This window comes from Sagittula sp., from assembly GCF_052825245.1.
Map to the genome: position 1 here is coordinate 1 of NZ_JBRBWD010000020.1, position 22,333 is coordinate 22,333.

Annotated in this window: 23 protein-coding genes; 16 read left to right on the forward strand and 7 right to left on the reverse strand. The window is 65.4% G+C overall.

The genetic code is table 11. The features are described from left to right. Positions 1 to 34: 34 nt before the first annotated feature. The 5 genes from ACU0DV_RS07035 to ACU0DV_RS07055 form a co-directional block, all read right to left on the reverse strand. The gene (locus tag ACU0DV_RS07035) at positions 35 to 904 is read right to left on the reverse strand and encodes a helix-turn-helix transcriptional regulator (protein ID WP_283983800.1); all 870 of its coding nucleotides are present in this window, start codon (positions 902 to 904) and stop codon (positions 35 to 37) included. A 38-nt stretch (positions 905 to 942) separates the two neighbouring features. Then, positions 943 to 1,764: a substrate-binding domain-containing protein gene (locus ACU0DV_RS07040; protein ID WP_446241443.1), complete on the reverse strand. Its 822-nt coding sequence runs from the start codon at positions 1,762 to 1,764 to the stop codon at positions 943 to 945. Positions 1,765 to 1,791: 27 nt separating this feature from the next. Then, positions 1,792 to 2,535 (reverse strand): ATP-binding cassette domain-containing protein, encoded by a 744-nt coding sequence (locus ACU0DV_RS07045; protein WP_446241444.1) that lies wholly within the window; start codon positions 2,533 to 2,535, stop codon positions 1,792 to 1,794. Further along, on the reverse strand, positions 2,528 to 3,238 hold the full coding sequence (locus ACU0DV_RS07050; protein WP_446241445.1) for an ABC transporter permease: 711 nt from the start codon (positions 3,236 to 3,238) through the stop codon (positions 2,528 to 2,530). The genes ACU0DV_RS07045 and ACU0DV_RS07050 overlap by 8 nt, the downstream gene beginning before the upstream one ends. Positions 3,239 to 3,420: 182 nt before the next feature. Next, positions 3,421 to 3,633, reverse strand: coding sequence for a hypothetical protein (locus tag ACU0DV_RS07055; protein WP_100931186.1), 213 nt, complete (start codon positions 3,631 to 3,633; stop codon positions 3,421 to 3,423). A gap of 164 nt (positions 3,634 to 3,797) precedes the next feature. Between ACU0DV_RS07055 and ACU0DV_RS07060 the strand changes: the two genes are divergently transcribed. The 7 genes from ACU0DV_RS07060 (at position 3,798) to ACU0DV_RS07090 (ending at position 11,925) form a co-directional block, all read left to right on the forward strand. Then, a complete protein-coding gene (locus tag ACU0DV_RS07060) occupies positions 3,798 to 5,369 on the forward strand; it encodes an ATP-binding protein (RefSeq protein WP_446241446.1) in 1,572 nt (523 codons plus the stop codon). 9 nt (positions 5,370 to 5,378) lie between these two features. Further along, positions 5,379 to 6,071 (forward strand): response regulator transcription factor, encoded by a 693-nt coding sequence (locus ACU0DV_RS07065; protein ID WP_446241447.1) that lies wholly within the window; start codon positions 5,379 to 5,381, stop codon positions 6,069 to 6,071. A 472-nt stretch (positions 6,072 to 6,543) separates the two neighbouring features. Beyond that, entirely contained in the window at positions 6,544 to 7,272 is a 729-nt protein-coding gene (locus tag ACU0DV_RS07070; protein WP_100931189.1) for a LuxR C-terminal-related transcriptional regulator, read from the forward strand. A 3-nt stretch (positions 7,273 to 7,275) separates the two neighbouring features. Next, the gene (locus ACU0DV_RS07075; RefSeq protein WP_100931190.1) at positions 7,276 to 8,442 is read left to right on the forward strand and encodes an FIST N-terminal domain-containing protein; all 1,167 of its coding nucleotides are present in this window, start codon (positions 7,276 to 7,278) and stop codon (positions 8,440 to 8,442) included. Continuing rightward, on the forward strand, positions 8,439 to 10,697 hold the full coding sequence (locus ACU0DV_RS07080; protein WP_283983795.1) for a PAS domain-containing hybrid sensor histidine kinase/response regulator: 2,259 nt from the start codon (positions 8,439 to 8,441) through the stop codon (positions 10,695 to 10,697). Before ACU0DV_RS07075 ends, ACU0DV_RS07080 begins: the two co-directional genes overlap by 4 nt. A gap of 14 nt (positions 10,698 to 10,711) precedes the next feature. Then, positions 10,712 to 11,386 carry a hypothetical protein gene (locus ACU0DV_RS07085; RefSeq protein ID WP_283983794.1) on the forward strand — a complete coding sequence of 225 codons (675 nt, stop codon included), beginning with the start codon at positions 10,712 to 10,714 and terminating at the stop codon, positions 11,384 to 11,386. Between the two features lie 224 nt (positions 11,387 to 11,610). Continuing rightward, entirely contained in the window at positions 11,611 to 11,925 is a 315-nt protein-coding gene (locus ACU0DV_RS07090) for a hypothetical protein (protein ID WP_446241473.1), read from the forward strand. A gap of 4 nt (positions 11,926 to 11,929) precedes the next feature. Here the strand turns inward: ACU0DV_RS07090 and ACU0DV_RS07095 are convergent, their stop codons facing one another. Beyond that, entirely contained in the window at positions 11,930 to 12,736 is an 807-nt protein-coding gene (locus tag ACU0DV_RS07095) for a quinoprotein dehydrogenase-associated SoxYZ-like carrier (protein ID WP_446241448.1), read from the reverse strand. 123 nt (positions 12,737 to 12,859) lie between these two features. On the opposite strand from ACU0DV_RS07095, the gene ACU0DV_RS07100 reads away from it, so the two are divergent. Continuing rightward, positions 12,860 to 13,900 carry a quinoprotein relay system zinc metallohydrolase 2 gene (locus ACU0DV_RS07100; protein WP_446241449.1) on the forward strand — a complete coding sequence of 347 codons (1,041 nt, stop codon included), beginning with the start codon at positions 12,860 to 12,862 and terminating at the stop codon, positions 13,898 to 13,900. Here ACU0DV_RS07100 and ACU0DV_RS07105 read toward each other — a convergent pair whose 3' ends face one another. Next, positions 13,901 to 14,509, reverse strand: a complete 609-nt coding sequence (locus ACU0DV_RS07105) for a hypothetical protein (RefSeq protein ID WP_370312057.1) — start codon at positions 14,507 to 14,509, stop codon at positions 13,901 to 13,903. It lies immediately after the preceding gene. A gap of 166 nt (positions 14,510 to 14,675) precedes the next feature. On the opposite strand from ACU0DV_RS07105, the gene ACU0DV_RS07110 reads away from it, so the two are divergent. The 8 genes from ACU0DV_RS07110 to ACU0DV_RS07145 all read left to right on the forward strand — a co-directional run bounded on the left by ACU0DV_RS07110 (position 14,676) and on the right by ACU0DV_RS07145 (position 22,297). Further along, on the forward strand, positions 14,676 to 15,788 hold the full coding sequence (locus ACU0DV_RS07110; RefSeq protein WP_100931195.1) for an S-(hydroxymethyl)glutathione dehydrogenase/class III alcohol dehydrogenase: 1,113 nt from the start codon (positions 14,676 to 14,678) through the stop codon (positions 15,786 to 15,788). A gap of 6 nt (positions 15,789 to 15,794) precedes the next feature. Beyond that, positions 15,795 to 16,619, forward strand: coding sequence for an S-formylglutathione hydrolase (fghA, locus tag ACU0DV_RS07115; RefSeq protein ID WP_100931196.1), 825 nt, complete (start codon positions 15,795 to 15,797; stop codon positions 16,617 to 16,619). Positions 16,620 to 16,646: 27 nt separating this feature from the next. Further along, positions 16,647 to 17,051: a c-type cytochrome gene (locus tag ACU0DV_RS07120; RefSeq protein ID WP_100931197.1), complete on the forward strand. Its 405-nt coding sequence runs from the start codon at positions 16,647 to 16,649 to the stop codon at positions 17,049 to 17,051. Between the two features lie 112 nt (positions 17,052 to 17,163). Next, the gene (gene xoxF5 / locus ACU0DV_RS07125; protein WP_100931198.1) at positions 17,164 to 18,966 is read left to right on the forward strand and encodes a lanthanide-dependent methanol dehydrogenase XoxF5; all 1,803 of its coding nucleotides are present in this window, start codon (positions 17,164 to 17,166) and stop codon (positions 18,964 to 18,966) included. 85 nt (positions 18,967 to 19,051) lie between these two features. Next, complete coding sequence (locus ACU0DV_RS07130; protein WP_370312055.1) at positions 19,052 to 19,591, forward strand: c-type cytochrome, methanol metabolism-related; 540 nt, start codon at positions 19,052 to 19,054, stop codon at positions 19,589 to 19,591. Beyond that, positions 19,575 to 20,420 (forward strand): substrate-binding domain-containing protein, encoded by an 846-nt coding sequence (locus ACU0DV_RS07135; protein WP_446241450.1) that lies wholly within the window; start codon positions 19,575 to 19,577, stop codon positions 20,418 to 20,420. The genes ACU0DV_RS07130 and ACU0DV_RS07135 overlap by 17 nt, the downstream gene beginning before the upstream one ends. After that, on the forward strand, positions 20,417 to 20,965 hold the full coding sequence (locus ACU0DV_RS07140; protein ID WP_446241451.1) for a PQQ-dependent catabolism-associated CXXCW motif protein: 549 nt from the start codon (positions 20,417 to 20,419) through the stop codon (positions 20,963 to 20,965). The genes ACU0DV_RS07135 and ACU0DV_RS07140 overlap by 4 nt, the downstream gene beginning before the upstream one ends. Positions 20,966 to 21,298: 333 nt before the next feature. Continuing rightward, complete coding sequence (locus ACU0DV_RS07145; protein ID WP_446241452.1) at positions 21,299 to 22,297, forward strand: hypothetical protein; 999 nt, start codon at positions 21,299 to 21,301, stop codon at positions 22,295 to 22,297. The last annotated feature ends 36 nt before the right edge of the window (positions 22,298 to 22,333 follow it).

Genomic DNA, 22,333 nt, shown 5'->3' on the forward strand with positions numbered 1-22,333 from the left:
CGGGTCGGGGCGCGCGGCAGCGCCCCGAAAACGCTCAGGCGTTCCAGCGCACCGTGCCCAGCCCCGTCAGGTCGTAACCGCCCATCTTCTCCGCCCGGGCCAGCGTGGCCTCCGACTGGCAGAAGACCATCAGCCGCTGCATCGGCGTGTCGAACCAGGCGCGCCGGTTCACCAGAAGGTCGAAGCGTTCCTCCACCAGAGGCACGAAGGGCAGGCCGAAATCCCGTGCGACCGTTTCCAAGCCCAGCGTCGCGTCGGCGTCGCCCCGGGCGAGGGTCTGCACGGCCTCGGTCTCTGTCCGCGCGACCTCCGTCAGGTCCAGCGCATCCACATCCAGCCCGTCCTTCGCCGCAAGCTGCCGGAACAGCACGTCGCTGCCCGATCCGCCCTGACGCGGCACCACGCGCCGTCCGGCCAGGTCGGCCATGCCGCTGACACCTTCCAGTTCCCGCCGCAGCACCAGCCCGCGGGCGCGGGTGGCAAACCGCACCAGCACCGCGTTCTGGTTGGCCGAGCTGCGCGCCACGCTGGGGATGTTCCACTCCCGCCCTTCCGCGTCGTGCAGGTGCAGGCCCGCCGCCACGCCTTCGCGCCGGTTGAACCGTGCGAGCCCGTCCGCCGACCCGTCGAAGTAGCTGGCCAGCCCGCAGCGGCTTTCGCGGATTGCCCAGTCCAGCAGCGGATCGTGGCTGCCCAGCACCACCGGGGGCCTTGGCGTCTTGACCACGTGGCCCGAGGAATGCGCCTCCAGCCAGTCGCGCACCGCGACCGAGGGGAACAGCAGCTTGCCGGTGGCGCGCGTGCAGGGGACCTCGCCCGACGCGGCGAGGTCGTAGACCTTGCGCTCCTTGATCCGCAACAGGTCCGCCAGTTCGGGGACCGTCAGGAATTCCGGTTCATGCATCGCTCTGCCCCATGGCGGGGCAGATCGTGCCCCGGTTCTCAGCTACCCTGTTTGGGCGCATTGGGGAAGAACAGCTGCTGCCCGTCCACCGTGTAACCCGCGATGGCCTTCTGCCCCTCGTCGGAGATCAGCCAGTCCGAGAACGCCTTTGCCGCCTCGATCTTCACCGCCGGGCACTTCTCCGGGTTCACCGGGATGACGCCGTACTGGTTGAAGAGGTCGTCGTCGCCTTCCACCGCGATCCGGTAGTCCTGCTTGTTGGCAAAGCTGATCCAGGTCGCGCGGTCGGTCATCACGTAGGCACCCATGCCGATGCCCGCGTTCAGGGTCGCGCCCATGCCCGAGCCGGTCTCGCGATACCAGTCGCCGGAGCCCGTCGCCGGATCGACACCCGCGGCCTGCCAAAGCGCCTTTTCCTTCTTGTGGGTGCCGGAATCGTCCCCGCGGGATGCAAAGACCGCACCCTTCCCGGCGATCGTCTTCAGGGCCGCCTCGACGTCCGAGGTGCCCGCCACGCCTGCCGGATCGTCGGCCGGCCCCACGATGACGAAGTCGTTGTACATCAGATCGGTGCGCGAGGTACCGCCGCCATCGGCCACGAACTTCTCCTCGGCGGGCTTGGCGTGGACCAGCAGCACGTCGCCGTCGCAGTTGGCGGCGTTCTTGATCGCCTGCCCGGTGCCGACCGCCACAACGTTCACCGTGATGCCCGTCTTGTCGGAGAAGATCGGCAGCAGGTAGTCGTAGAGGCCGGAATTGGCGGTCGAGGTGGTCGACTGCACGATGATGGACTCCTGTGCCGAAACGGCAAGCGGGGCCAGCGCCAGCAGCGCGGCCAGCGTGAATTTAACGGGTTTCATGAAGTCTCCCTATGTCATGAAGTCAGTTCAGACGACGATCCTGTGGTGCAGGAAGTCACGCGCCGCGGCGCTGTCCTGGGTGGAAAAGAAACGATGGGCAGGGGCCTGCTCGGCGATCCGGCCGCGATGGAGGAAGACGACTTCGTCGGCGAGCCGCCGCGCCTGCCCGATGTCGTGGGTGACGAGGATCACCTTCACGCCGCGGTCGTGGGCGCCTTGAATGATGCGCTCGATGGCCAGCACCGAACCGGGGTCGAGGCTGGCGGTCGGTTCGTCCAGCAACAGCACCTGAGGGTCGAGCGCGAGCGCCCGGGCCAGCGACAGGCGCTGAGCCTCTCCGCCGGACAGGGCCCGGGCGGGCTGGCGCGCCTTGTCCAGAAGGCCCACGTGGTTCAGCAGTGTGTCACGTTCCGACCGGGCGCGCCCGCGCGCCTTCAGCACGAAGTCGATGTTCGCGGCGACCGACCGGCGCAGCAGAACGGGTTTCTGGAAGACCAGCGCCTGCTGGCGGGTGGCCTGCTGGGCGGGGCGGCCATTCCATGTGACGCGGCCCTGGTCGGGGCGGGTCAGCCCGTGCATCACCTTCAGAAGCTGGCTTTTCCCGGCACCGTTCGGCCCCAGCATCACGGTCAGGCCGCGCCCCTCCAGCGTCAGGTCCAGCCAATCGAGCACGGGTTTGCCGCCGAGCCGCAGGGTCAGGTTCTCGATCCTGAGGCAGGGGGCCTCCGCATGGCAGGCGGTCTTCAGATCCTGTTCGGTCAGATCACGCATGGGCCTGCTGCCTTTCCGACGACAGGCGCAGGGTCTGCACCAGCGCGTTGACCCCAAGCGCGATGCCCATCAGCACGATGCCGAGGGCCAGCGCCAGCGCCAGTTCGCCCTTCGAGGTTTCCAGCGCGATGGCCGTGGTCATGACCCGCGTGAGGTGGTCGATGTTGCCGCCGACGATCATCACCGCGCCGACCTCTGCCACCGCGCGGCCGAAGCCCGCCAGCGCCACCGTGGTGAGCGCGATCCGCCCGTCCCACAGGAGCGCCTGCACCACCTGCACGCGCGACAGGCAGAGAGAGCGGAACTGATCGCGGTATTCGTCGTGCAGGTCTTCGAGCACCTGCCGCGACAGCGCGGCGACGATGGGGGTGATCAGGATGGTCTGCGCCACGATCATCGCCGTGGGAGTGTAGAGCAGGCCAAGGAAGCCGAGCGGCCCGGCGCGCGACAGGCTGAGGTAGACCAGAAGGCCCACGACCACCGGTGGCAGGCCCATGAGCGCGTTCAGCACGATCAGCACAGCGCCGCGCCCCGGAAAGCGCGCGATGGCAAGGACCGCGCCCAGCGTCAGTCCGAACAGGCAGGCCAGCACCGTCGCCGTCAGGCTGACACGCAGCGAGAGCGAGACGATCTCGATCAGGTCCGCGGACGGATGCAGCACCAGCCCGAAAGCCAGCGAGAATGCTTCGCCGAAGTCCTGCATGAATTCCGTACGCCTCCCGTCGTCCTGAGTGCCATTTTAGGTCTCAGGCGGCGAATACGGCAAGGGTAACGATGGCCCGGCGCAAGTAGGCGCCCGGTCGGAGTGTCGGACAGATTGGCAGCGGGCACCAGTCCATCCGGAAATTCTGCAGGATTATGCAGGGTGGCGGAAGGCTGCGACGATCAGGCGTCTCGCTCGGAATGGTCGACTGTCCGGCACTTCCAGCTCTGGATCCGCTCGTTCGGGTGTTCGTTCACCCAGCGTGCCAGTTGCGGCTGTGCGCCCATCATGCAGGCCATGGGGGTGACATCGGTGAAGACAAGGCTACGCTCTCGGCAGGTGTCCATGTCGCCGGGGGCTGTCGCCATGCAGGTTACGAAAAGCAGCTCGATCATCGGGGGCCTCTATCAATACATCCTTTAGTCGTAGTTTCACTATGCGCGCGGTAAGGGAAAACTCCGTTAACCGGGCGGGCGGTGGCTCGAATTGTCCGGAGAACAGCGTAAGGAATGCTCAGTCCCGCCATGCTTGCCCACCATTTCATCACGAAACTGGGGCGATGACCCGTCTTGGCCAGCCCTGGTCGCTGCGCGCGCGGTTGACCGCCGGTGCCGTGGCGCTGAGCGCGGTCACCCTTTTGACGGCCCTGACCCTGTTCTGGGGCATGGAGCGGGTGGGCGACCGGATGCAGGCGGCGCTGAACGCCGAGGCCCGGATGACGCGTTACGGCACGCTGTCCTCGCAGGTGTCCACCTTCCTCGTGATCGCCACGGAGGCGGTGCAGCGCGGCCTGCCCCGAGAGGAACGGATGCAGCGGCTGGAGCCGGTGGCCGAGAACATTGGCGCGACCTTCCTGCTGATCCGCAGCGACCTTGAGCGCGCGGTCGAGGAGGCGGAGGCCTCCGGCATCGACCGACAGTCGCGCCATGCCACGCAGTCGATCACGCTGGCGCGTATGGAGGCGCAGCTTGGCTCCACGCTGACCGGGCTGGGCCGTGGCGGTCAGGACGTGCCGGTCCTGCGCGCCCACATCGACGCCTTCGCCAGCACCTTCGATCCGCTTCTGAACGAGGCTCTCAACGGGGAGGCGATGTTTCGCCGCGAAACCCTGAAGGGGATCGAGACGCTCCGCCAGAGGATGATCTGGGCGGCGGCTGCGATGGTGGTTCTGTCGCTCCTGATGGTGGCGGGGTTCACGCTGGGGCTTGTCCGGCCACAGTTCCGCCGGCTGGAGCAACTCCGGGGCGCCGCCCGGCGGATCGGGGCGGAGGACTTCGACGTGGCCCTGCCGGAAACCCGCGGCGACGAGATCGGCGCGCTCTTCTCGGAGACCAACCGCATGGCTGCCGCGCTGGCCGCTCGGCAGGCCCATGTGCAGGCGGAATGGGGCCGGCTGGAGGAGGAGATCGCCCAGCGGACGGCCGAGCTCCGCGCCGCCAACGCCCAGCTCGAAGCCGTCGATGCCCGCCGCCGCCGGTTCTTTGCCGATGTCAGTCACGAGTTGCGCACGCCCCTGACGGTCATCCTGATGGAGGCGCAGATCGGCAGGCAGACCCTTGCGGACGGAGCGGAGATCTTCGGGACGATCGAGAGCCGTGCGGCGCGGCTGAACCGGCGCATCGACGACCTGCTGCGGGTGGCGCGGTCGGACAGCGGCGAACTGGCGCTGGACCCGGGAAAGGTGGATTTTCCGGAAACGGTGCGCGCGGTGGTCGAAGAGGTAGAAGCGGAATGCCGAAGCGCCGGGATGACGCTGGACACGCAGGCCCGAGAGGGCACCGTGCTGGCCGACCCGAATTGGTTGCGGCAGGTGCTGGCCGGACTGGTCCGCAACGCCATCCGCCACGCCCGAGAGGGCGGCAGGGTACGGATCGTGGCGCAGGGCGGCGTGGCGGCGGTGATCGACAACGGTCCCGGCATCCCGGCAGAGGCGCAGATGCGGGTCTTCGAACGCTTCGGCCAGGGGCGCAAGGATTCCGCCGGCTTCGGGCTTGGCCTCGCGCTGGCGAAATGGGTGATCGAGGCGCAGGGCGGTGAGATCTCCGTCACCAGCCCGGTGCCCGAGGCAGAGCGGCTTGGCGACGGACCGGGGACGAAAGTTTCGGTTCGCTTGCCGGTTGCGGAAGGATAGGGTGCGGCGATGACCTTGCGGCTGCTCATCGTGGACGACGACCCCGGCATCGCCTCTGCCCTTGCGCGGGGGATGGCGATCCATGGCTATGAGGCACAGACCGAACTGCGGGCCGATACGGCGCTGGCGCAATTGCTGGGCGGCGGGTTCGCTGCCGCCATCGTGGACGTGATGCTGGGCGAAGACAGCGGCATCGACCTTGTCCGGGAAGCGCGCGCCGCAGGGGTGGATGTGCCCGTCCTGATGCTGTCCGCGCTGTCGGAGGTCGAACAGCGTGCCGCAGGGCTGGAGGCCGGGGCGGACGATTACGTGGTGAAGCCGTTCTCGCTCGACGAACTGGTCGCGCGCCTGAGGGTGCAGGAAAAGCGCGCGGAGGCACGCCGTCCGCAGCCCGCCATCTTCCGCAAGTCCATCCGGTTGCTCTGCCTCGGCGACGCCGAGGCCACGCTGACGGAACGCGAGGCCGACCTGCTGATGCTGCTTGTCCGGCAGGGCGGAGAGCCCTTGGCGCGGGGTGCCATCTTTGACGCGTTATGGGCCTCCGACAGCGGGGCGGACGGGGCGGGAAACGAGAACGTCGTCGATGTCTACATCGGCTATGTCCGCAAGAAGCTGGCCGCGCAGGATTTCGGGTTCGGTATTCGCACGGTGCGGAACAAGGGGTTCTGCATCGAGGGCACCGCGCCGCAGATCCTCTCATAAATTAAGAATTCCGTTTCCGTCCGTCGCGGGGCAGGGTGCGGGCATCGGGGTCCGCTGGGGCCCCTTGTCTTCCCGACGCCCCGCGGCCCCGACCGGGTCCGTCTCTCCCATACCGGTGCCCGACCGTGCGCCGCGGGGCGCCGTTACTCGCGCTTTGGTTGTGCGTTTTCCACGGGCTGGAGTGCCCGCAGGGATCGTCCACGCGGGCCACGTTCGGAACGGGCTTTTTCAAGGCTGGCGGATCGAAATGGCCGATCTGCGAATCACCTTTCAGGGCGGCGCGGAAAATTGTCCTTATTTTCTGCGGTGCAGCGGAGTTTTTCCGCCAGCCGCACAAAACCCGTCAACCCCTTGCCACAAAGGGTCTTCGCAACATTGTTGCGCGCAACCCCCTCTCAGCCTAACTTGTTCCATTCGGAAACAGTTGCAAAACGATGTGCTTGGTCTAGCTTTTCAACAGGGAGGCTTTGACATGCAACACTTCAAAGTTGCAGCGCGTGACGAAGGGATTTCGTCCGTGCTGATCGTGGACGACCATCCACTATTCAGTGACGCGTTGGCCTCGGCGCTTGAGGGGGTTTTCCCGCTCTGCCGCTTCGAGAAGGCGCGTTCTCTCAAACACGCACTGAAGGTTCTGGACGACGGGTTTTCGCCCGACCTCGTGATGTTCGACCTGAAGCTGCCCGACGTGCAGGGCATTTCCGGCTTCGTGACGATGCGCGGGCGCGTGCCCGACACGCCGGTCCTTGTGATTTCCTCGCTGACCTCGCGGGCCCTGGTGCATGCGCTTATGGACGAGGGCGCCTCCGGCTTCCTGACGAAGGACACGCCGGTGGAGGACCTGCAGCAGGTGCTTCTGGAGATCGCCAATGGCCGCAAGCACGTGCCGATGGAGTATCGCCAGAACACCGTGTCCGATGCACCGGATGCCCCCGGCAGCGACATGAACGCCAAGCTGGCGGCGCTGACCCCCCAGCAGAAGAAGGTCATCAAGCTGATCTGCGCGGGCAAGCCGAACAAGCAGATCGCCTACGAGCTTCAACTGGCGGAGGCGACGGTCAAGGCCCACATCACCGCGCTTCTGCGGCGGCTTGGGGTCAACAACCGGACGCAGGCGGCGCTGATGGTCGAGGCGGCGAACAAGGCGGCCGCCCCGGGTATCGAGGCAGAGCCGGAAGCGCGCAACTTCCTGTGTCACTGAGGCATGGCGCGCGATGAAATCGGGCCGGATCTTCCGGCCTATGTCACCGTTGGACGGTCCGACAACGCGGACCCGGCCTGTGCTGCCCGAGAGGCCGCGCGGGCCGTCAGCGCGCATGAACTCTGTTTCGTCATCGCCCTGATCCCCGCGGCGATGGATTCCGACGCGGTGGCCGAGGTCTTCGCCGAGGAACTGGAAAGCGTTCCGGTCTTCGGCTGCACCACCGCCGGGCAGATCACCCCCTTCGGATACGAGAACGACGCCCTTTTGCTGATCGGCTTCCGCAAGGAGCATTTCCGCTGCGCGTCCACGCTGATCACGCCGCTGAAGCCGCTGTCCATCGCCCAGATCTTCGAGACGATGACCCGCAACAACGGCAAGTTCATCCACACGGCGGGCTGGAACCGGCTGGCGCTGGTCTTTGCCGACGGGCTGTCGAAGCAGGAGGATCTTCTGGCGTCGGTGCTGGAGAGCGTGCTGGAAGGCGTGCCGGTGTTCGGTGGCTCCGCCGGGGACGGCATGGCCTTCGAGCGGACGCAGATCCTGCACAAGGGCCAGTTCCACGACAACGCCGCGCTGGTGCTGCTGATCGAGACCGACCTGCATTTCCAAGGCGTGAGTTTCGACCACTTCCTGCCGGAGGGGCACGAACTGGTCATCACCGAGGCCAACACTGAGGAGCGGCTGGTCACGGAGATCAACGGCGCGCCGGCGGCCAAGGAATACGCCCGGCTGGTGGGTTGCTCGGTCGCCGAGCTGACGCCGCAGGTCTTTGCCGAGAACCCCATGCTGGTCTGCCACAAGCAGGCGCATTACGTCCGTGCCATCGCCGACGTGCTTGAGGGCAACACGCTGTCGTTTCTTGCCGCCATCGACGACGGTCTGATCATGGTGATGGGCCGCGGCAAGGAGATCATCGAGACGCTGGAAGCCGAGCTGGACGTCACGGATTCCATGGGCCGGAAACCGGACTTCATCCTCGCCTTCGACTGCGTTCTGCGAAAGCTTGAGATCGAGGAGAAGAAGCTGGACGGCCAGGTGTCGGAGATCTTCCGGCGCCGCAAGGTGCTGGGCTTCAACACCTACGGCGAACAGCACTGCGGCCTCCACATGAACCAGACCTTCGTGGGTGTCGCCTTCTTCGGCCCGAGGGGGAGCCTTCTGCCGTGAACCTGATCGACCCGCTGGAACCGCCCGAGCTCCAGCTTCTCAGGCAGGACAGGATCATCGAGGCGCTGGTGCGCCGCGCCATGCGGCAGAACCACGTGGGCCAGACGGCCTACAGCGCCTTCCAGTCGGCCATTGAGTTGCAAGCACAGGTCGCGGCCAAGACGCGCGACCTCGAACGCGCCGCCGACGAGCTGGAGACCACCCGTTTCGAACGGGAGCGCACGCGCCGCAACCTCGACGAGGCGCTGGCGGCCATGGGCGAGGGCTTTGCGCTCTTTACCGAGGGCCAGCTTGCCATCTGCAACGACCTGTTCCAGCACCTGCTGCCGGACGTGTCGGACCGCATCGTGCCCGGGCTGCCGCTTCCGGAGTATTTCGAGCTGCTGGCGCAAAGCCGTTTCGTGATCTCCACAGACCGGCAGATCGGCGCGAACGACGGCCCGCTGCCCGGGGCCTCGATGGTGATCGAGGTGACGGAGGACCGCTTCTACCAGCTGTCGACGCAGCGCACCTCGATGGACAACACGGTGCTGCTGCTGAGCGATATCACAGCCGTGGTCCGCCAGAACCGGAGCGAGAAGGAACACCTGATCGACCGGCAGGCCGATTACCTTCAGGCGGTGTTCGAGAACATGACCAGCGGCGTCTGCAGCTTTTCCGCCAACGGCGACGTGGTGATGCACAACCAGCAGTTCCGCAAGCTGACCGGCCTGCCGATGACGGTGCTGCAGAAGGGCATGAACATGGCCCGGCTGCTGCAGCTCATGTCGATCCGCGGCTTCATCGCCGACCATTCGCTGCTGCAGGTGGACGAGTGGCGGCGGCAGTTGCTGCGGCAGGGGCGGCTCCGGCGGCAGGTGCGCAGCCGGTCGGGGCAGGTGTTCGACCTGCAGGGCAACCGGCTGCCGGACGGCGGCTTCCTCGTCGAACTGAAGGACGTGACGCTGGAGATCCGCGCGACCGAGACGCTGGAAAAGCGCGTGCTGGAACGCACCCGCGAACTGACGGAGACGAACGCACGCCTGACCCAGCAATACGAGGAGAAGGCCCGCGTCGAGGAAGAGCTGCGCGTTGCCAAGGAACGGGCGGAGGCGGCGGTTTCGTCGAAGACACGGTTCCTCGCAGCCGCCAGCCACGACCTGCTGCAACCGATCAACGCCGCCAAACTGCTGATCGCCACCTTGCAGACGAACTCTGCCGGGTCGGAACACGAACCCATGGTGGACCGGCTGAAGGGGGCCTTCACCTCCATCGAACAACTGCTGCACGCGCTGCTGGACATCTCGCGGCTGGACAGCGCCGACCACGACACGGTGCATCCGACGACGCTGTGCCTTGGCCAGATCATGCAGACGATCTTCGAGGACCAGATGCCGCTTGCGCAGAAGCGCAACGTGGCGCTGCGGATGGTGCCCTGCATGTCCTGGGTCAGGTCCGACCCGGTGTATCTGCTGCGCTCCATCCAGAACCTCGTGGTGAACGCGATCCAGTACACGGAGCCGGGTGGCAAGGTGGTGCTGGGCTGTCGCCGGCGGGGCGACAAGGTCGAGCTTCAGGTGCTGGACACCGGCATCGGCATCGGCCCGGAGGACCAGTCCCGGATCTTCGAGGAATTCGCCCGCGCGGGCAACGTGCCTGTTGGCTCCGGCGTGGGGCTGGGCCTGTCCATCGTGGAGCGCACATGCCGTCACCTCGGCCACCGGCTGTGGATGTCGTCCGAGGTGGGCGTGGGGTCGAAGTTCTGCATCGAGTTCGACGTGGTGGACGCCGCCACGGCGCTGACCGCCCCCAAGGTTCCGATGCAAAGCGAGGAGAGCCTCGAGGGTTTCATCGCGCTTGTGGTGGAGAACGACGAGAACGTGCTGTTCGCCACCTGCCAGACGCTCGAGACCTGGGGCGCCAGCGTGCTGGGCGCGCGCTCGACGGAGGAGGCGGTCGGGCATCTGCGCGACATGGGCATCCCGCCCGACATCCTCTTGGTGGACTACCAGCTCGACGGCGACGACACCGGTCTGTCGACCATCGCGCGGGTCAGGGCGGAGTTCGGAACCCACGTGCCCGCGATCATGATCACCGCCGACCGGCGCGACCGGCTGCTGCGGGCGGGGGCTGAACAGGACTTTTCCGTGATGACGAAACCGGTGCAGGTGTCGCGCCTGCGCCCGCTGATCGACTGGAAGATCCGGGGCGGCGCCGCGGGGACCGAGCCGAAAGTCGGCAATGACAGGACCGGGCCTGCGGCTAGTCTCGGGTGAGGGAGGATTTCAACATGCGCAAGACGATGCTATTCGCCGCGCTCTGTCTCGGGCTGGCCGGACCGGCCGCCGCAGAGACTTTGGACGGTCAGGAGACCTACGACCTGCTGTTCCGCTCGGGCACGCTCGACCCGGTGGGCAAGGACAAGGCGCTGAGCTACACGCGCGAGGTGGTGAACGCGCTGAAACCGGAATCGGCGGTGCGCGACACCGGCACGATACGCCTGTCCTTCGAGGAGCAGCAGGCGATGATGGCGGAGCTGGAGTTCCTCCAGAACGGCAAGCACCGGGGTCTGGGCAAGTTCCCGGCCAGCGTGGGCAACCCGATGATCATGTTCTTCTACGAATCCGTGGTTCGGGACATGGCGGAGGCGGCGGGCGGCAGCCCGTTCTACATCCGCAACCGCGTGAAGGAGGCACTGATCCGTCCGAGCGAAGTGGTCGAGGGCGAAGCCACGCTGGATGGCCGAACCGTACCGACCAAGACCGTGGTGCTGCACCCGTTCGAAGGCGATCCCAACAGTGACCGCATGCAGGGCTTTGGCGAACTGGCGCTGGCCGTCACCATGTCCGAAGATGTGCCGGGCTGGTACATGAGCTTTGTCGCGGAGGTGCCGGGCGAAGAAGGCGCGCCGGTCTACCGCTCGGAGATCGACTTCGAAAGCCTGGAGGCGGAGGGCGCGGAATGACCCATCCGCATCTTGAAGACCGGTGCAGCCGCGCGGGGGCAGATTCCGCCGCGCAGATAGTCGCAAAGAAACGGTTACTCCCCCGTCCTCCCGCCCCTATCATCCGGGGCGAGGTCTTAAGGTCCGGTGTCCGCGGACGCGATTTGCTTCGAAGATTGCCAGGATTTCGGGGCTTGCGCGGGTCGCTGCTGGGCGCGGCTCTCTGTGCGGCGGCCCTGTCCCTGATGCCGGGCGGCGTGCAGGCGCAGGACATCGCGCAGCGGTACAACGACTATCCCACCGCCGCGCGGGCGGACTACGTCTTTGCCTGCATGGCGACGAACGGCCGGTCGCGGCTGACGCTCGAACAATGCTCCTGCTCGATCGACGAGATCGCCTCCATCCTGCCCTACGAGAAATACCTGCAGGCCGAAACGGTGCTTTCTATGCGCCGCGCCGGGGGGGAGCGCATGGCCGTGTTCAACAGTGCGGTGGCCGCGCAGAACCTCGTTACCGACCTGCGCCGCGCGCAGGCCGAGGCCGAGGTCGTCTGCTTCTGATCCGTTACCCCTGCGCGTCCTTGGACAGGCTTTGCTCAAAGACGTTGCCCTCGGTGTCGGTGGCCTTCACCGTCAGCGCGGGTGCGCCGTTGTCGGTGTAGGAGAACCGGAACGCCGGGTTTTCGGAGATCGAGATGCCGCCGTCCATGGTGAACAGCATCTCGTCGCCCTGCCAGACCTCCATGTGGTCGATGAAGTGAGCCGGGATGAAAAGCTGCGTCACCTGGTTGCGCTGCAGGCCGGAGTAGTTCGGGTGGCGCAGCATGATCTGCGCCTCGCGCCGGGCGGTGGAGATCTCAGGCTCGCCGAAAAGGCGCAGCTTCATCTGGCCGAGCGTGGCCATCATCTCGGAGGGATCGCGGGAGGCGGGGGCGGAACAGCCGCCGGAGGCCTTCACGAACCGGCCCGACATGAAGGTGCCGTCCGGCGTCTCCGTCAGCACGCGGACGTTGGAATACTGGTTCACCCGCACACGCAGCTCGAAATCGACGGGCACCATGGCGGGGCCGAAGGTCAGTTCCGCCGCGACCGGGGCCGGGTTCTCGTCGATCACCACGGTGGCCTTGTCGATCTGGGCGGAGAGGTTTGTCTGCGTCAGGACGATGGGCACCGTCGCAGCGTCATGCGCGCGGTAGGGGGCGTCGATGGAGAGCGGGCTTTCGGCGTCGGAAATGACGGTGTCGCCGATCACGTCGAACCGCAGGTCTTCCCACGTCTCGCTCGGGACAAGCGGGTTCTCGACCGTCTCGGCCACGGCGGGGACGGTCATCAACAGGGCCAGCGCGGTGGCCAGTCTCAAAGTGTGGGCCATGCCTCCTCCTTTTGCATGGTGTGTCGCGAAGCGTGCCACGCGGACCGCCATCGCGATAGCGGGCATTAAGTCTGTGTGGTCTGGCCGCACGGCTGTGGCAGGCTGGCAGGGGGAGGATGGGAGATGTTCGAAGCGGTTGTCATGCTGTGTCTGGCGGCGGGGGGCGACACCTGCCGCGATGTGCTGTTGCCGGGGTACGAAGGCGGCACACAGGCGGAGTGCGCGGCAAGGATCGCGGCGCAACCGCCTGAGGTACCGGCGTTTTCACGCGGTTCGGTCGAGGGGGACCCAAGGTGTGTGTCCGCCGGGCCCGTGCTGGACCTCGCAGAGGTGGCCCCGGGTCTCTGGGTGCACGAGGGGCTGATCGAGGAGCCGGACGCCGAGAACGGCGGGGATGTCTCCAATCTCGCGATCGTGATCGGCGAGGACAGTGTCGCGGTGATCGACAGCGGGTCGGCGCGCTGGATCGGCGAATCGCTCTGGCGGGCGATTCGGGCAAGGACCGACCTGCCGGTGAGCCACGTCATCCTGACCCATGTGCACCCGGACCATGTCTTCGGCGCAAGTGTCCTTGCGGAGGCCGGGGCAGAGGTCGTCGGCCACGAAGGGCTGCCGCGCGCCTTGGCGGACCGGGAGGAGAACTACCTCGACAGCCTCGACCGGCTGGTGGGTGCGCAGCGGATGCTCGGGACCGAACCGCCGGAGGTGACCGAGACGGTCACCGACACGGCAGAGATCGACCTCGGCGGGCGTGTCCTGCGTCTGGACGCCTGGCCCGCCGCGCACACGACCGTGGACCTGACCGTCTTCGACGCGGCGACCGGGACGCTCTTGGCCGGAGATCTCCTGTTCCACCGGCACACGCCCGCGCTCGACGGCAGCCTGCGCGGCTGGCAAGCGGCGCTGGCCGAACTGGAAGGGCAGGGGACTCATGTGGTGCCCGGCCATGGCGACGCTTTGCTGCCATGGCCCGAAGGTGGCACGGCGCTGAAGCGCTACCTCGACACGCTGGCGCGCGACACCCGCGCCGCCATCGACGCGGGCGAACGGCTCGGCGAGGCGGTCAAGCACATCGCAGAAAGCGAGGGTGACGCTTGGGCGCTGTTCGACGCCTACAATCCCCGCAACGCCACTGTCGCCTTCACCGAACTGGAATGGGAGTGATCAGCCCGAGACCACGCCCTGCAAAAGTTGCGAGATCGCGTAGAGCCGCTTTTCCAGCAGCACGGGTGTCTCGCAGAGGTAGGTGATGGACTGCTGGCGGTCGGTGTAGATCGTCTGGTCCCAGTCGAGCTGTTCCTCCAGCGCGTCGACCTTGTCGAAATCCGGGTCCTCCAGCGCCATCTCCGCCTCCATGTCCTGACGGGCGGCCTCGATCCGCTCGGACAGTGAAATCTGGCTGAGCGAGAATTTCCCGATGCCGTCGATGATCCGGGACCGGCGGCCGCTCAGGCTGGAGAAGGTTTCTTCGAAGACCAGCCCCAGAAGCGCCGGATCGCCGCCGTTGCGTTCGGCAAAGGCCGTCACGTCCGCCTGAAGCTCGGAGACCTCGAGACGCCGGATGGCGAGCTTTGCGGCGAGTTGCTCGATCTCCCGCCGGAGGGCGGGATCCTCGGGCATGGTTTCGGGAATCGGGTGCGGCCACATCAGACCTTCCGAAAGCCGCTCTACCTTGCGTTGAATGCAGGGCCAGGTCGGGTCGGAGTAGTCGGCGGCGGAAAGCGGTGTGGCGGCACATAAGGCCAGCGCAGCAAGCGCCTTGCGTGTCAGCATGGTGGAAGTCCTCCCTTGATGCGCAAGGATGCCAAAGCCCACCCCCGGCTGTCCATGCCGACCGAATGCATCCGATGGTCTGCATTGTGTCGGTATGCCGCAGCCCACCATACTCGGATCAAACAGCCGGGGTGCATTGACGCCCGGGCCAGGGAGGAAGACAGACATGAGAACACGCGCTGCCGTGGCCGTTGCGGCCGGCAAACCCCTCGAGATCATGGAAGTGGAACTGGACGGCCCGAAAAAGGGTGAGGTTCTTGTCGAGATCAAGGCCACAGGCCTTTGTCATACCGACGAATTCACCCGCTCGGGCGACGATCCGGAAGGCATCTTCCCGGCCATCCTCGGCCACGAGGGCGCGGGTGTCGTGATCGAAGTCGGCGAGGGTGTGACCAGCCTTGAGGTCGGCGATCACGTGATCCCGCTCTACACCCCCGAATGCCGGGAATGCGAATACTGCCTGCATCCGAAGACCAACCTCTGCCAGTCCATCCGGGCGACGCAGGGTCAGGGTCTGCTGCCGGACGGGACCACCCGATTCAAGATGCTCGATGGCACGCCGATTCACCATTACATGGGCTGCTCGACCTTCGCGAACCACACCGTTGTGCCGGAAATCGCGCTGGCGAAGATCGACAAGAACGCGCCGTTCGATAAAGTCTGCTACATCGGTTGCGGCGTCACGACTGGCATCGGTGCCGTCATCAATACCGCGAAGGTTGAAATCGGCAGCCGCGCTGTTGTGTTCGGCCTTGGCGGCATCGGCCTGAACGTCATCCAGGGCCTGCGCCTTGCCGGAGCGGACCAGATCGTCGGCGTCGACCTGAACGACGACAAGGAAGAGATGGGCCGCCACTTCGGCATGACAGACTTCGTGAACCCGTCGAAAATCGACGGCGACGTGGTCGCGCATCTGGTGGAACTGACCAAGGGCGGTGCCGATTACACCTTTGATGCCACGGGCAACGTGAAGGTCATGCGGCAGGCGCTGGAATGCGCGCACAAGGGCTGGGGCGAGTCGATCATAATCGGCGTGGCACCCGCCGGGGCCGAGATCTCGACCCGTCCGTTCCAGCTTGTCACCGGGCGCGTCTGGCGCGGCACGGCCTTCGGCGGCGCCAAGGGGCGCACGGACGTTCCGAAGATCGTCGACTGGTACATGCAGGGCAAGATCGAGATCGACCCGATGATCACCCACAAGTTGAAGCTGGAAGAGATCAACCACGGGTTCGAACTGATGCACGAGGGCAAGTCCATCCGCGCAGTCGTGGAGTTCTGAGGCGTCATGGAAACCATCTCCGAGAATCGCTGCTTCGGAGGCGTGCAGGGCGTCTACAAGCACGACTCCAACACCTGCGGATGCGAGATGACCTTTGCGGTCTACCTGCCGCCGCAGGCAGAGGAGTCCCCGGTGCCGGTGCTGTGGTATCTGTCCGGCCTGACCTGCACGCATGAGAACGCCATGACCAAGGGCGGTCTCCAGGAACATGCCGCGCGCCACGGGCTTGCGGTGGTCTTTCCCGACACCTCGCCGCGCGGCGATGGTGTGGCGGACGACGACGCCTACGACCTGGGGCAGGGTGCGGGTTTTTACGTGAATGCGACGCGCAGCCCGTGGAAACCGCATTTCCGCATGTACGACTACGTCGTGAACGAACTGCGGGACATCGTGACCAAGGGGTTCCCGGTGCTCGACCGGCACGGGATCACCGGCCATTCGATGGGCGGGCACGGCGCGCTGACCATCGCGATGCGCAACCCGGACCTGTTCGAAAGCCTGTCCGCCTTCGCTCCGATCGCCAACCCGACGCAAAGCGACTGGGGCCGCAAGCAACTGTCCGCCTACCTGGGCGATGACGAGGCGGCGTGGTCGGACCACGATGCGACTTTGTTACTAGAGGACAAGGGCTGGAAAGGAGATATCTTGGTGGATCAGGGGGGGGCCGATCAGTTTCTCGAACTGCTCAAACCCGATGCCCTGGCGGGTATGATGACCCGTCGCCGCCAACCAGGGACCTTCCGGATGCAGAAGGGATACGACCATTCGTACTTCTTCGTTAACTCATTCGCCGGAGACCACGTCGCCTGGCACGCAGAGCGGCTCCACTAGAGCAACCCAGTTGACCAAGGAAAGAACATGATCAAACACATCATCGGCGCATCGATTCTGACCCTGCTGCCCGTCCTCGCCGCGGCCGAAAGCCATGGCGGCATGGAAGGCGACGCCGAGAAGGGCGAGCGGGTGTTCCGCAAGTGCCAGGCCTGCCACGCCGTGGGTGAAGGCGCAGAGAACAAGGTCGGCCCGGTGCTGAACGGCGTCGTCGACCGCGAGATCGCATCCGTCGAAGGGTTCGAATACTCCGACGTCCTCAAGGAGATGGGCGCGGAAGGCAAGACGTGGACGGCCGAAGAACTCGCCGCCTTCCTCGAGAAGCCGCGCGACTATGCCAAGGGCACCAAGATGGCCTTTGCCGGCCTGCGCAAGGAAGAAGAGCGCGCAGACGTGATCGCGTTCCTCAAGACCCACGAAATGGGCGAATAAGGGAATTCGCCGTGCCGCCGGGTGGGAGAGAACCGGCGGCGCGGTGTCAACCGGCAGGGCTCCAGGGGCCCAGCCAGAAAACGGCGAAATACGCCACATCGGGAGGAAGACAATGAAATCGTTAAAACTACTCACATCGGGCATCGCCCTTTGCTGCGCCACGACGGCGATGGCAAACAGCGATCTCGTGGAGCAGATGGACAACCCAGCTCAGTGGGCGATCCAGACCGGCGACTACAAGAACCAGCGCTATTCCGAACTGGACCAGATCAACAAGGACAACGTCGGCGACCTGCAGGTTGCGTGGACCTTCTCGACCGGCGTTCTGCGCGGCCACGAGGGTTCGCCGCTTGTGATCGGCGACGTGATGTACGTCCACACGCCGTTCCCGAACATTGTCTACGCGCTCGATCTGACGCAGGAAGGCAAGATCATCTGGAAGTACGAGCCGAAGCAGGATCCGGAAGTCATCCCGGTGATGTGCTGTGACACCGTGAACCGCGGTGTGGCCTATGCCGACGGCAAGGTCTTCCTGCACCAGGCCGACACCAAGGTGGTCGCGCTCGATGCGATGACCGGCGAAGTGGTCTGGGAAGTGCAGAACGGCGACCCGTCCATCGGTGAGACCAACACCGCCACCGTGCTTCCGGTCAAGGACAAGGTCATCGTCGGTATCTCCGGCGGCGAATTCGGCGTCCGCGGTTCGGTCACGGCCTACAACATGGAAACCGGCGAGCAGGAATGGCGCGCCTACTCCATGGGTCCGGACGAAGACATCCTGATGGATCCGGAGAACACCACGCACCTGGGCGAGCCTGTCGGCGAGAACTCCGGCACCAACACCTGGGAAGGCGATCAGTGGATGATCGGCGGCGGCACCACCTGGGGCTGGTACTCGGTCGATCTGGAAGAGAACCTCGTCTACTACGGCACAGGTAACCCGTCGACGTGGAACCCGGCGCAGCGTCCCGGCGACAACCGCTGGTCCATGACCATCATGGCCCGCGACATCGACACCGGCATGGCCAAGTGGGTTTACCAGATGACCCCGCATGACGAGTGGGACTTCGACGGCATCAACGAGATGATCCTGACCGAGCAGGAGATCGACGGCGAAGAGCGCAAGCTGCTGACCCACTTCGACCGGAACGGCCTGGGCTACACCCTGGACCGCGTGACCGGCGAACTGCTGGTGGCCGAGAAGTACGACCCGGCGGTGAACTGGACCACCGGCGTCGACATGGACCCGGCATCCGACACCTATGGCCGTCCGGCCGTGGTGGCGCAGTACTCCACCGAGCAGAACGGCGAAGACGTCAACTCCACCGGCATCTGCCCGGCGGCGCTTGGCTCCAAGGACCAGCAGCCTGCGGCCTACAGCCCGAAGACCGAGCTGTTCTACGTTCCGACCAACCACGTCTGCATGGACTACGAACCGTTCCGCGTGTCCTACACCGCAGGTCAGCCCTACGTCGGCGCGACCCTGTCGATGTACCCGGCACCGGACAGCCATGGCGGCATGGGTAACTTCATCGCATGGGACAACATCAACGGCGAGATCAAGTGGTCGCTGCCGGAGCAGTTCTCCGTGTGGTCGGGCGCCCTGGCAACCGCGGGTGACGTGGTGTTCTACGGCACGCTCGAAGGCTACCTGAAGGCTGTCGACTCCGAGACGGGTGACGAACTCTACCGCTTCAAGACCCCCTCGGGCATCATCGGCAACGTGATGACCTACGAGCAGGCCGGCAAGCAGTACATCGGCATCCTGTCCGGCATCGGCGGCTGGGCCGGCATCGGCCTCGCGGCCGGTCTGACCAACCCGAACGACGGTCTCGGCGCCGTGGGCGGCTACGCGGCCCTCAGCGACTACACCGCTCTGGGTGGTCAGCTGACGGTGTTCGCACTGCCCGACTGATCTGACCAGTCCGTAAAAGGGGGCCGGCACGCCTAGGCCGCGTGCCGGCCCCTCCTTCCCAGTTACAGCCGAAAGGTGAACCCACATGATGCGCCACGCATCCCGAATTCTTGCAGCAGTGGCCGCCTCGGCGCTGCTTCCCACCGTGGCGGCCGCACAGAGCTGGAGCGACCAGCCGGTGAAGCCCGCAGACCACGAAGGAGAGTTTACCGTGTCCTACGAGGACGGCGGCATCTACTACAACGAAGAGGACATCCCGACCTACAACGTGGCCGAGGACGGCACCGTCGACTGGCTGACCTTCTCCGGTTTCCGCCGCTATCACTCCGAATGCCACGTCTGCCACGGCCCGGACGGCGAAGGGTCCTCCTACGCACCGAAGATCAAGAACTCTGCCGTGCACATGGGCTATTACGACTTCTACGACGTCGTCGTGAACGGGCGGCAGAACGGCAACTCCGTCATGCCCCACTTCGGCGACAACCAGAACGTGATGTGCTACCTCAACGACATCTACGTCTATCTTGCCGCCCGCGGCATGGACGCTGTGCCGCGCGGCCGCCCGCCGAAGAAGGAAGCAAAATCCGACCTCATCAGAGAGCAGGAAGATGCATGCATGGGCTAAGCTGACCCTGTGCCTCACGCTTGCGCTGTCCGGCCTTCTCGGCTGGGCCGCGCGCGGCGAGGCGCAGACTTCGGACCTCGTGTCCACGTCGAGCCTGCGCGTCTGCGCCGACCCGGCCAACCTGCCCATGTCCGGCAAGGACGAGAGCGGGTACGAGAACAAGCTGGCCGACCTGATCGGCGAGAAGCTGGACCTGCCCGTCACCTACACCTGGTATCCGATGGCGACGGGCTTCGTGCGCAACACGCTGAAGGCCAAGAAGTGCGACGTCATCATGGGCTACGCCCAGGGGCACGAGCTGGTCCTGAACACCAACCACTACCTTACCTCCGTCTTCACGCTGATCGTGCCGAAGGAGAGCGATCTGGCCAACGTGACCACGCTTTCCGACGAGGCGTTGAAGGGCAAGCGGATCGGCGTCATCGCAGGCTCGCCCCCGGCCGATCACATGGCCCGCAACGGCCTCATCGGAAAGGCGAAACCCTACGCCTTGGTGGTCGATCGCCGGTATGAGAGCCCGGCGGAGAACATGCTGAATGACCTCGACGCAGGCACCATCGACGCGGCGATCCTCTGGGGTCCGATCGGCGGTCCGCTGGTGAAGTCCGACCACCCGGACCTGAAGGTCATTCCGCTGATCCAAGAAACGCTGCCGCCCAAGATGTACTACCGCATCACGATGGGCGTCCGGCAGGGCGAGAAGGTCTGGCAGCGCGAGCTGAATTCCCTGATCCGCCGCCACCAGGACGAGATCAACGCGGTCTTGGCCGAGGCGGGCGTGCCGATGGTCAACGACATGGGCGACGCGGTTCTGGACGTCACGCAATGAAACCCGTCGCGGCGCTGGTCCTGATCCTGTCAGGCCTCGCCGCGCCGCTCTGCGCCGAGGGGGTGCCGGAGCCCGACGTATATCGCATGGAAGAGTTCCGCGCGCCCGTGCCCGATACGCTGACCGGCGGCACGGTGATCGACCCGGAAGAGGCGCACCGGATCTGGGAAGCCGGCGAAGCCGCCTTCATCGACGTTCTGCCGCAGGCTCCCCGTCCTCCGAACCTGCCCAAAGGCACGATCTGGCGCGACAAGCCCCGCGACACGATCCCCGGTGCGATCTGGCTGCCCAACGTGGGCTACGGCGCGATTGCCGACGTCACCGCCGAGTACTTCCGCCGCGGACTGAAGAAGGCCACCGGCGACGATCCTTCCCGCCCGGTAGTGTTCTTCTGTCTGGACGACTGCTGGATGAGCTGGAACGCCGCGAAGCGGGCCATCGAATGGGGATACGAAGAGGTTTACTGGCTGCCCGAAGGCACGGACGGCTGGTCCTTCATGGATTACCCGCTGGAAGTGGTGAAGCCTGAGGAGCCGCAGCCCTGAAGCAGGGTTTTTCCGGGCACGTGTGATTTCGGACAAACGGATTGTAGCGAGTATGCACCGCGTATCTTCAATGGCTATGCCGCGACCAAAGCCGGAACCGGAGGCTGACTGATTGTCTTGACGGGCCTGACCTGCACTTTGACCGGAAGCGATGGCTCATCTGGAACAAGGCGTTGAAGCTCATACGCAAAAACCGTTGATCCGCCACCACGCTCCCTGCCCAAAAAGGTTTGCTATTTAACTGCCCCAACGTCAATCTGCCGGGTCATGGCGCCGCCGATAAACGGGAGGTTGCCTGAACCGGCATTCATTCACTCAAGGGGGGAGAAGAGAATGGGCACTTTTCTGATGGTCTATCAGACGATCAACACCATTCTGAAGTTGGTCGCGATGGGCGAGAAGATCTACCAGATCTTTCACCCGGACAAACTCAACCTCGCGAAGGTCGTGAGCGAACTGGAAAACGCGATCACCACCATCCTGCACCAGGAGTTGACCCAAGCCGCCATAGAGGAGGCCCAAGGCGTTCTGCAGGCCGGTCTCGACTTCATCAACACCGATTACCAGGACGCGGTCACCAGCGGTGAAAGCGAAGCCGATATCTGGGCCCTGTTGAGCACCGGCGACGGCAGCAACCATCTTACCGCCATGGAGGATCAGATGGACACCATGCTGCAGTACTCGCTGGATGACGACGAGACGGTGCAGACGCTGCCGATCTACATGCTTCTGGCAGCTGCCTGCATCGCTCTGTACCAGGCGCGCGCCCGCTATGCCCCCGACGACACCCAGAAAGCGGCCGAGATAAAGAACGTCACATCCTATGCTCAGTCCTGTTCTGACCGGGTTGCCGCGGTGATCGGACAGATCCAGCCTGCGCGGATGGGGGACGTCGAACCGGTGAAGGAAGACGATCACCGGAAGGAATACTATTTCCGGGATCACTGGATGAGCGAGGACAAGATGCTGAAGGCCTCGTACCAGCCGGGGCCCTATTGCCAGTGCGCCAACTCTGACGTGAAGTCGCTTGTCGACAGCCTGCACGACATGCATGTGACTTTGCTGCAGACCGGCGCGCAGTCCGATTACCAGCAGCTTGCGGACCTCGCCTTCGCGGTGAAACCGGTGGGAAGTTGTTTCGGCCAATGCCCGGAGCGGCTCGTGGGGGACACCGACCGGTACTTCGGTTCTTCCGGTGGCGCCTGGCCGCCATCGACCGACGGATTCGCGTTTCAGGTGACGGATTTCGGGTCCATGATCTCTCAGTCACAGCAGAGCCAGACGTTCATGGCTACCATCGTGGAAAATCCGCTGCCGACGCCGTCCACCTAGGGATGGTCGCGCCAACGGGGGGGGGCGTTGGCAGCC